This window comes from Embleya sp. NPDC056575 (assembly GCF_042793325.1).
In the GTDB taxonomy this organism is placed as follows: Bacteria; Actinomycetota; Actinomycetes; order Streptomycetales; family Streptomycetaceae; genus Embleya.
The window spans coordinates 1-7,018 of the sequence record NZ_JBHTVA010000109.1; the positions used below are offsets into that span (position 1 = coordinate 1).

General features: G+C 72.1%; 8 protein-coding genes. 3 read left to right on the plus strand and 5 right to left on the minus strand.

All coding sequences use genetic code 11. The features are described from left to right. Nucleotides 1-54: 54 nt before the first annotated feature. The 3 genes from ACFRCG_RS45455 to ACFRCG_RS45465 are packed head-to-tail and all read right to left on the minus strand — an operon-like array spanning nt 55 to nt 1,978. Complete coding sequence (locus tag ACFRCG_RS45455; protein WP_380042547.1) at nt 55-594, minus strand: DUF1772 domain-containing protein; 540 nt, start codon at nt 592-594, stop codon at nt 55-57. Nucleotides 595-632: 38 nt separating this feature from the next. Beyond that, nucleotides 633-1,112: a DUF1772 domain-containing protein gene (locus ACFRCG_RS45460; RefSeq protein ID WP_380042548.1), complete on the minus strand. Its 480-nt coding sequence runs from the start codon at nt 1,110-1,112 to the stop codon at nt 633-635. A gap of 2 nt (nt 1,113-1,114) precedes the next feature. Further along, entirely contained in the window at nt 1,115-1,978 is an 864-nt protein-coding gene (locus ACFRCG_RS45465) for an NAD(P)H-binding protein (RefSeq protein ID WP_380042549.1), read from the minus strand. Between the two features lie 91 nt (nt 1,979-2,069). Between ACFRCG_RS45465 and ACFRCG_RS45470 the strand changes: the two genes are divergently transcribed. Together ACFRCG_RS45470 and ACFRCG_RS45475 are read left to right on the plus strand one after the other, a co-directional pair. Continuing rightward, nucleotides 2,070-3,092, plus strand: a complete 1,023-nt coding sequence (locus tag ACFRCG_RS45470; protein WP_380042550.1) for an AraC family transcriptional regulator — start codon at nt 2,070-2,072, stop codon at nt 3,090-3,092. Nucleotides 3,093-3,173: 81 nt separating this feature from the next. Then, the gene (locus ACFRCG_RS45475; RefSeq protein WP_380042551.1) at nt 3,174-3,728 is read left to right on the plus strand and encodes a GNAT family N-acetyltransferase; all 555 of its coding nucleotides are present in this window, start codon (nt 3,174-3,176) and stop codon (nt 3,726-3,728) included. Here the strand turns inward: ACFRCG_RS45475 and ACFRCG_RS45480 are convergent. After that, nucleotides 3,695-4,570, minus strand: coding sequence for a carboxymuconolactone decarboxylase family protein (locus tag ACFRCG_RS45480; RefSeq protein WP_380042552.1), 876 nt, complete (start codon nt 4,568-4,570; stop codon nt 3,695-3,697). The genes ACFRCG_RS45475 and ACFRCG_RS45480 overlap by 34 nt on opposite strands. A 169-nt stretch (nt 4,571-4,739) precedes the next feature. On the opposite strand from ACFRCG_RS45480, the gene ACFRCG_RS45485 reads away from it, so the two are divergent. Further along, nucleotides 4,740-5,921, plus strand: coding sequence for a hypothetical protein (locus ACFRCG_RS45485; protein ID WP_380042553.1), 1,182 nt, complete (start codon nt 4,740-4,742; stop codon nt 5,919-5,921). A gap of 36 nt (nt 5,922-5,957) precedes the next feature. Here the strand turns inward: ACFRCG_RS45485 and ACFRCG_RS45490 are convergent, their stop codons facing one another. Then, complete coding sequence (locus tag ACFRCG_RS45490) at nt 5,958-6,869, minus strand: DUF2797 domain-containing protein (protein ID WP_379999448.1); 912 nt, start codon at nt 6,867-6,869, stop codon at nt 5,958-5,960. Nucleotides 6,870-7,018: the final 149 nt, after the last annotated feature.

A 7,018-nucleotide genomic window follows, 5' to 3' on the forward strand; every position in this document is an offset into this window, starting at 1 on the left:
CCGTTCGGCCCCCGGTGAGCATCTGCTCACCGGGGGCCGAACGGTGCGTGCGGATCAGTGGGCTCGGGTGGTGCGGGGGAAGAGGTGGACGGCTCGGGCGAGGGTGGCGAGGGCGGCGCCGGCGAAGAGGGTGCGGGCTATGTTCCAGGCTATCCAGGTGTTTTCGACGTCTTCGCGGAGTTTGGCCGGGTCGGCGACCTTCGCGGGGTCGCCGGCGTCGTCGATCTTGTTGTTGAGCGGGATGTTGCCGCCCATGGTGATCAGCATGCCGACGAAGGCCAGGGCGACGCCGGCGACGACCCAGCGGGCGGTCTCGGGGGTGCCGAGCCTTCGGGTCTGCACGATGGAGATCACGCCCAGGATCGGGGCGCCGAAGAAGCAGGAGAAGAAGACCGGGTTCTCGATGCTCCTGTTGACCTGCTGGAGGAAGTCGATGAAGGTGCGGTCGTCGACGTGGGCCAGGCCCGGCATGATCGCGACCGCGAAGCAGAAGTAGACGCCGGCGACGAGGCCGGTGGTGACCAGGCCGGCGCCCAGCACGATGGCGGCGGTGCGGGTCGGTGGTGTGGACGACTGCGTGGATGGCTGAGTCATGCCGGGGTCCCCGTTTTCGGATGGGTGGTGTCGAGGGGTCAGCGGGTGAGGGCGAGGGTCAGGCAGACCGCGGCGGCGACGCCGCCCAGCGCGCGCAGGTGGTTCGCCCGGGTCCACTCGGTCGGGAACGTGGCCCAGAGGCGCTCCTCCGCCCGCGAGTTCGGCTCGACCCGGTCCAGCGCGTCGTTGCGCGGCACGTGGTAGCCGGCGGTCAGCCCGAGCGGGCCGATCAGGTAGCTCAGCGCGCCGGCGATCAGATAGCCGGAGTACGCCCCGTCCCAGGAGACCAGCGCGGTCACACCCAGGCCCGCGCAGAGCAGGGAGGTGCCCAGCAGGCCGATCATCAGGGGCGGCTTCGGGGCCTCGACATTGAGCGCACGCATGGCCGCGGCCCCCTGGTTCGCCGGGAGCCGACCCAGACCGGCCATCACGAAGGAGGAGAAGCCGTAGAAGACTCCGCCCATCGTGGCGCAGCCGATGGCCGCGACCAGGGTCAGGACGAACAGGGGGCCGCTCATGGTCACACCTTCCAGACACCGCGGGCGGCGGCGTCGCGTGCGTAGTCGGAGAAGTCGCGGGGCTCGCGGCCGAGCGCGCGACGCACACCGTCGGCGACGTGCGCGTTGCGTCCGTCGAGGACCTCGCCGAACAGGAAGGCCAGCAGGTCGACGACCTCGGCCGGAACCCCGTGCTCGGTCAGGGCCGCCGAGTACGCCTCCAGGGGCACCTGGGCGTAGCCGATCTCGCGGCCCGACGCGCGGGCGATCTCGGCCACCGCGTCGGCGAAGGTCAGCAGGCGCGGCCCGGTCACCTCGTACACCTGCCCGGTGTGCCCGTCCTCGGTGAGCGCGGCGACCGCGACGTCGGCGATGTCCTCCACGTCGATGAACGGCTCGCCCACCGCTCCGACCGGCAGCACCAACTCGCCCTCCAGGAGCGGGCCGAGGAACTCGCCCTCGTCGAAGTTCTGGGCGAAGAAGGAGGCCCGCACGATGGTCCAGTGGGCGCCGGAGGCCCGCACCCGGGCCTCGGCGTCCTGCGCCTCGGGCTCGCCCCGGCCGGACAGCAGGACCAGGTGCCGCACGCCGCTCTTCGCCGCGAGGTCGGCGAACGCGCCGACCGTGTCCGCGCCGCCGGGGGCGGCGATGTCCGGCTGGTAGGAGATGTACACCTTCTCGACGTCGCGCAGCGCCGGGGCCCACGTGGTGCGGTCGGTCCAGTCGAAGGGGATCGACGCGGAGCGCGAACCGAGGCGGACCGTGCGGCCCCGCTCGATCAGTTTCGCGGCGATCCGGCGGCCGGTCTTGCCGGTTCCGCCCACGACCAGCGTGGTGGAGTAGTCGGTGCCGGCGGTGTTCGCGAGGTGCTGTTCGTTCGTCGTCATGGCTCTATTCAAGGGCCTGGCGGTGAGAGTGAACATCGCTGAAGCGCCCAATAACATGTTTGATCGTCTCGATCTCCGCTAGGATTCGGGTATGGATGCTCTCGCGAGCCTGCTCAACGGACCCCGGGCGCAGGGGGCCTTCCTGCTGCGTTCGATGCTCAGCGCGCCGTGGTCCATGCGCATTCACGACGAGGCGCCGCTGACCGTCGTGGCGGTGGTGCGCGGCCATGCGTGGATCGCGCTGGATCGCGGCGAATCGGAGCGACTGACCGCCGGCGACGTGGCGATCGTGCGCGGGCCCGACCACTACCGGGTCTCCGACGAGCCGGACACGCAACCGCAGATCATCATCCATCCCGGCCAGCGCTGTTCCACCCCCGACGGGCGGGACCTGGCCAAGGAGATGGCGCTCGGTGTGCGCACGTGGGGCAACAGCGCCGAGGCCGAGACGATCATGCTGACCGGCACCTACCAGCTGGCCGGCGAGGTCAGCCGTTCGCTCCTGGAGGCGCTGCCCGCCTTGGCGGTGATCCGGGCGGACGAGGTGGACTGTCCGGTGATCCCGCTCCTGGCCACCGAGATCGTCAAGGACGAGGCGGGCCAGGAGGCGGTCCTGGACCGCCTCCTCGACCTGCTGCTGATCGCGATGTTGCGCTCGTGGTTCGCCCGTTCCGGAACGGACGCACCGGGCTGGTACCGCGGCTACCGCGACCCGGTGGTCGGCCGCGTGTTGTGCCTGATCTACAACAACCCCGAACAACCTTGGACGGTCGCGTCGTTGGCCGCCTCGGCCGGAGTCTCCCGCGCCGCGCTGGCGCGGCGGTTCAGCGAACTGATCGGCGAGCCGCCGATGACCTTCCTCACCGCCTGGCGGCTCTCGCTGGCCGCGGACCTGCTGTGCAAACCGGAGGCCACGGTCGGGGCGGTCGCGGAAAAGGTGGGCTACGGCGACGCGTTCGCCCTCAGCACGGCGTTCAAGCGGGTCCGGGGGATGAGCCCGCGCGAACACCGCACCCGGGCCCTGCGCCGCGAGGGTGTGGGCATCGACGGATCGCGCCACCAGCGGGCCGAGGGGAACGAGCCGATCACCCCCGGCGATCATCGGATCGTGTGATCGGGTGATTAGGCTGGGTGGGCACGGAACCCGCGGTACGGACACCCGTATCGCACATCGAACGAATCGAACGGCACGCGCGTGACGACTCGCATCACGGTCGCCGAGACCGAACGGCTGGTCCTGACCAGGCCCCACCCCGACGACGCGGCGGCGGTGTTCGCCGTGCACGGGGATCCCGAGACCAACCGCTACAACCCACTGGGGCCGATGCCGTCGGCCGAGGCGGGCGTCGAGTTCCTACGGACGATGATCGAGGACTGGGAGCGGGACGGGATCGGCTACTGCGCGGTCGCGTCGCGCGAGCGCCCCACCGAGGTGTTCGGTTTCGCCGGGACCCAGTTGACCCGGCGGTTGCGTCCCGACGGTGTCCCGGTGTTCAACCTCTACTACCGCTTCTCGCCCATCGCGTGGGGTCGGGGCCTGGCCCGGGAGGCGGTCGACGTCACCGTCGCGCTGGCCCGTCGTACGCTGCCGACGATGCCGATCTTCGCGGTGATCAACGCGGACAACGTGCCGTCGCTGACCCTGGCCCGCCGGGTCGGTTTCCGCCCGAGCGACGCGTTCGTCGACGTGGAGGGCCGGGATGTGTACCTGCTGCCTCAGGACTCGCTCGCGGAGCCGGTCGACGCCTGACCGGCGGCGGCGCGCTCGGCGAACACCGTGCGTGCGACGGCGATTCCGTTGAGCGCGGCGGGGAAGCCGGCGTAGCCGACCATCTGGGTGATCGTCTCGACCACGTCCTCCTCGGTGCCCCCGACGTTGAGCAGACCGTGGATGTGCACCGCGAGTTGCGGCGCGACCGTGCCGAGCGCGGTGCACATCGCGACCGTGGCGAGTTCGCGGGTACGCAGGTCCAGGCCGGTGCGCGAGTAGACGTCGCCGAAGGCGAACTCGATCACGTAGCGGCCCAGATCGGGGGCGATGTCCCGGAGCGACGCGACCACCTGCTCGCCGGCGTGCCCGTCGATCTCGGTGAGCGCGGCGAGCCCGCGGCGGTGGCGGTCGGCGGTGGTCTCCGCGGCGTCGGGGCCCTCGCCGGCGACCTCGGCCTCCTCGGACGCGCTGTCCGGGTACGCCTCGAACACCTCGCGCGCCACGCCCAGTCCGTTGAGCGCGGCCGGGAAACCGGCGTAGAGGCAGACGTGGATCAGCGTCTCGACGATCTCGCGCCGCGTGCAGCCGACGTTGAGCGCGCCGGCCAGGTGGAAGCGCAACTGCGGCGCCGCGTTGCCGAGCGCGGCCAGCCCGGCGACGGTGGCCAACTGCCGCTCGCGCAGCGTCAGTCCGGGCCGCGCGTAGACGTCGCCGTAGCCGAACTCGACGACGAACCGGGTCAGGTCCGGCGCGATCTCGGCGAAGCCGTCGAGCACCGTCGACTGCTCGGGGCCGGCGACCTGGCGAAGGACGGCCAGGCCGCGCTCGTAGCGGTCGTTCGGGCCGGTGAGGGTGGTGGCGGTGTTTCCCGTGCTGTTCATGATCGGGAGCCTACGAGTTGGAGTGAACTCAAAGTCAAGGCGCCCGTGAGTGCGATTCCGACGGCTGTGCCGCCGATGATTTGCGTCCGCGAGATGCCGTTTCGGGGGCAAACCATGATCCGGGTCACATACGCCCGGACCTGTCGGTTGGCGCGGCTATCTTGCTCCGATGTCTGATCAGAGGGGGAACCGGGACGCAGGCGACGGCCGCGACCGGATGGATGGACGGGCGGGGGCCGGGCCGGGTGGGGCCGACCCGAACGACCCGTTCGCCGGGTACGTGTTCGACGAGGACTTCGTCCGGGGCGCGACCGCGACCGAGGGGTCCGCGCGGGCGCGCATGCTCGCCCGGAAATGGGCGAACGAGCCGCCGCGGCACACCCCGTGGCGGGCCGACGGGCCGAGCCGCCCGCCGCGCCGGCGCCGGTGGCGGACCGTCCTGGTGACCGTCGCGGTGCTCGCGCTGGTGGCCTTCGCCGCCGCGCCGGACCGGGTGTTCGGCTGGTTCGACACGTCGAACACGGCCGCGGCCGACGATCCGATGGTGCAGCCGCCGGTCAGCGGGGTGGCCACCTCGGTGCCCTCGGTGGGGGACGGCCGGGGCGTCGATCCGAACCGGCCCACTCGGAAGAATCCGTTCGCGGGCTCACCGGCCGTGAACTACGCGGACAACGAGGCGGGTCTGACCCTGCCCGAGGTCAAGACGGTGCCCGGGTACGGCGCGGCCGAGGTCGCCGAGGCGCTGGACCTGACCCGGCGGCTGCTGATCGCCGGCAACCTGGACCGCGACGTGCTCGCGGGCGGGCGCCCGGCGGGCTATCTCGCGCTCCTGGATCCGGCCGACGGCCAGGTCGCACGGATCGAGGACGCGCTGCGGACGAACCGATGGGAGCCGGACAACCCGGTCTCGTGGGTGACCAGGTTCGATCCCAAGGAGATCGAGCAGGTGGGCCGGGTGGTCAAGGTCAACGGCATCACGAGCTACGACGTCGACGGCGAGGGCACCTTGACGGTGCACGCCGACTACTCGTTCGTCTACCCGGTGGCCAAGGCCGGCAGCGGGGCGGACGCGACGGTGACCCGCTCGGTGGTGCGCAGGGTGCTGGAGACGAAGGTCTATCGCGGGCCCCGCTACCAGGCGACGGTGCGCGGCCGGATCGCGGTGGGTCAGGTCGGGTTCGACGCCGCGAACAGCTCTTGCACACGCCTGGACGGCTTCGTGCGGCCGGAGTTCCCGGACGACGACTCGACGACGCCGTCGGGGTCGCCGAAGACGGTCGACCCGTACGACCGCAGCAGGCCGATCGAGGACGGGGTGCCGGGGGAGTGCGGGCGGGTGAGCCGGGTTTGATCCTTGTGGTTCGTGGTGGGGATCGGCCGCGCCGCGCTAGAACAGGCCCTCCTGGACCGAGCCGTCCGGGGCGCGGCCGGTGTCCAGGGGCTTGAGGGTGAGGCCGGAGGGGGTGCCGCGGGCCGGGGTCAGGTGCCATCCGGTGAGCAGGCGCAGGTCCACGAACAGCGGGCCGGTGTCCGTGGTGATCAGTGCGTCGTGGCCCGCGACGCAGGTCAACTCGCCGTACAGCAGCGCGTTCTCGGTGAGGCCGGTGACCTGGTCCCGGGTCGGCGGCGGGGCGTCGGTCAGGCCGTAGAAGCGGCTCAGGTCCTGGACGTCGCACGGTGCGGGGGTCATCGTGTCCGGGAGCAGGGGGGTCAACCGGGCGTGTGCGGCGGTCAGTTCGGCCGGGGAATCCAGCTCGCGCGGGCGCCACCAGGCGGTGGTCTTGGCCCGGTGCGGGATACGTTCGCGGACGGTGCCCGTGGCCGAGCATCGGCGTTCGGTGCCGCGGACGGGGATCAGCGGGCCGTGGCCGAGCCAGGTGAACATCGGCGCGCCCTGGTCGGCGAGGCGGGCCGCGCGGCGTTCGGTGGCGGTGAGGCCGACCTTGACCAGGCCGGGGCCGAACCAGGCGAGGTAGAGCGAGAACGGGCGCGGGTCGTCCATCGCCTGATCGCGCGCGAGTTTGCGGCCGGGGTCGGCGAGCGCGCACGCCTCGCACTGCGAGCGGGGGGCGGTCGCGGGCAGCGGGGCGAGGGTGGGGCAGGGGGTGCGGCGGCCGGTCTTGCGGCGGATGCCGACGCAGGTGCGGGGGCCGGTCAGGCGCCAGCCGATGGGGGCGCCGAGGGGTAGCGGTTGGCGGGACTGTTCGTCGCCGGGGCCGGTCAGGGCGAGGTGGGCGCGGCCGTCGTGCCAGTGGATGCCGGTGGCCAGGGGGCCGGTTCGCTGGTGGGGGACGGTCATCGCCACACGATACGCGAAACGCGCGGGGCGGTATGGGTGGGCTGTGTGCGGGCCGGCTTGTCCTCAAGCGCCGGACGGGCTGGGGGGGTGGGGGGTGGGGGGTGGGTGGGGGGGTGGTGTGTGCCAGGCAGGGCGGCGGGTCCTCAAGC

Coding starts and splice junctions, on each gene's coding strand:
- ACFRCG_RS45490 (WP_379999448.1), bottom strand. CDS start 6,869: ATGACCGTCCCCCACCAGCGAACCGGCCCCCTGGCCACCGGCATCCAC.
- ACFRCG_RS45480 (WP_380042552.1), bottom strand. CDS start 4,570: ATGAACAGCACGGGAAACACCGCCACCACCCTCACCGGCCCGAACGAC.
- ACFRCG_RS45465 (WP_380042549.1), bottom strand. CDS start 1,978: ATGACGACGAACGAACAGCACCTCGCGAACACCGCCGGCACCGACTAC.
- ACFRCG_RS45470 (WP_380042550.1), top strand. CDS start 2,070: ATGGATGCTCTCGCGAGCCTGCTCAACGGACCCCGGGCGCAGGGGGCC.
- ACFRCG_RS45485 (WP_380042553.1), top strand. CDS start 4,740: ATGTCTGATCAGAGGGGGAACCGGGACGCAGGCGACGGCCGCGACCGG.
- ACFRCG_RS45460 (WP_380042548.1), bottom strand. CDS start 1,112: ATGAGCGGCCCCCTGTTCGTCCTGACCCTGGTCGCGGCCATCGGCTGC.
- ACFRCG_RS45455 (WP_380042547.1), bottom strand. CDS start 594: ATGACTCAGCCATCCACGCAGTCGTCCACACCACCGACCCGCACCGCC.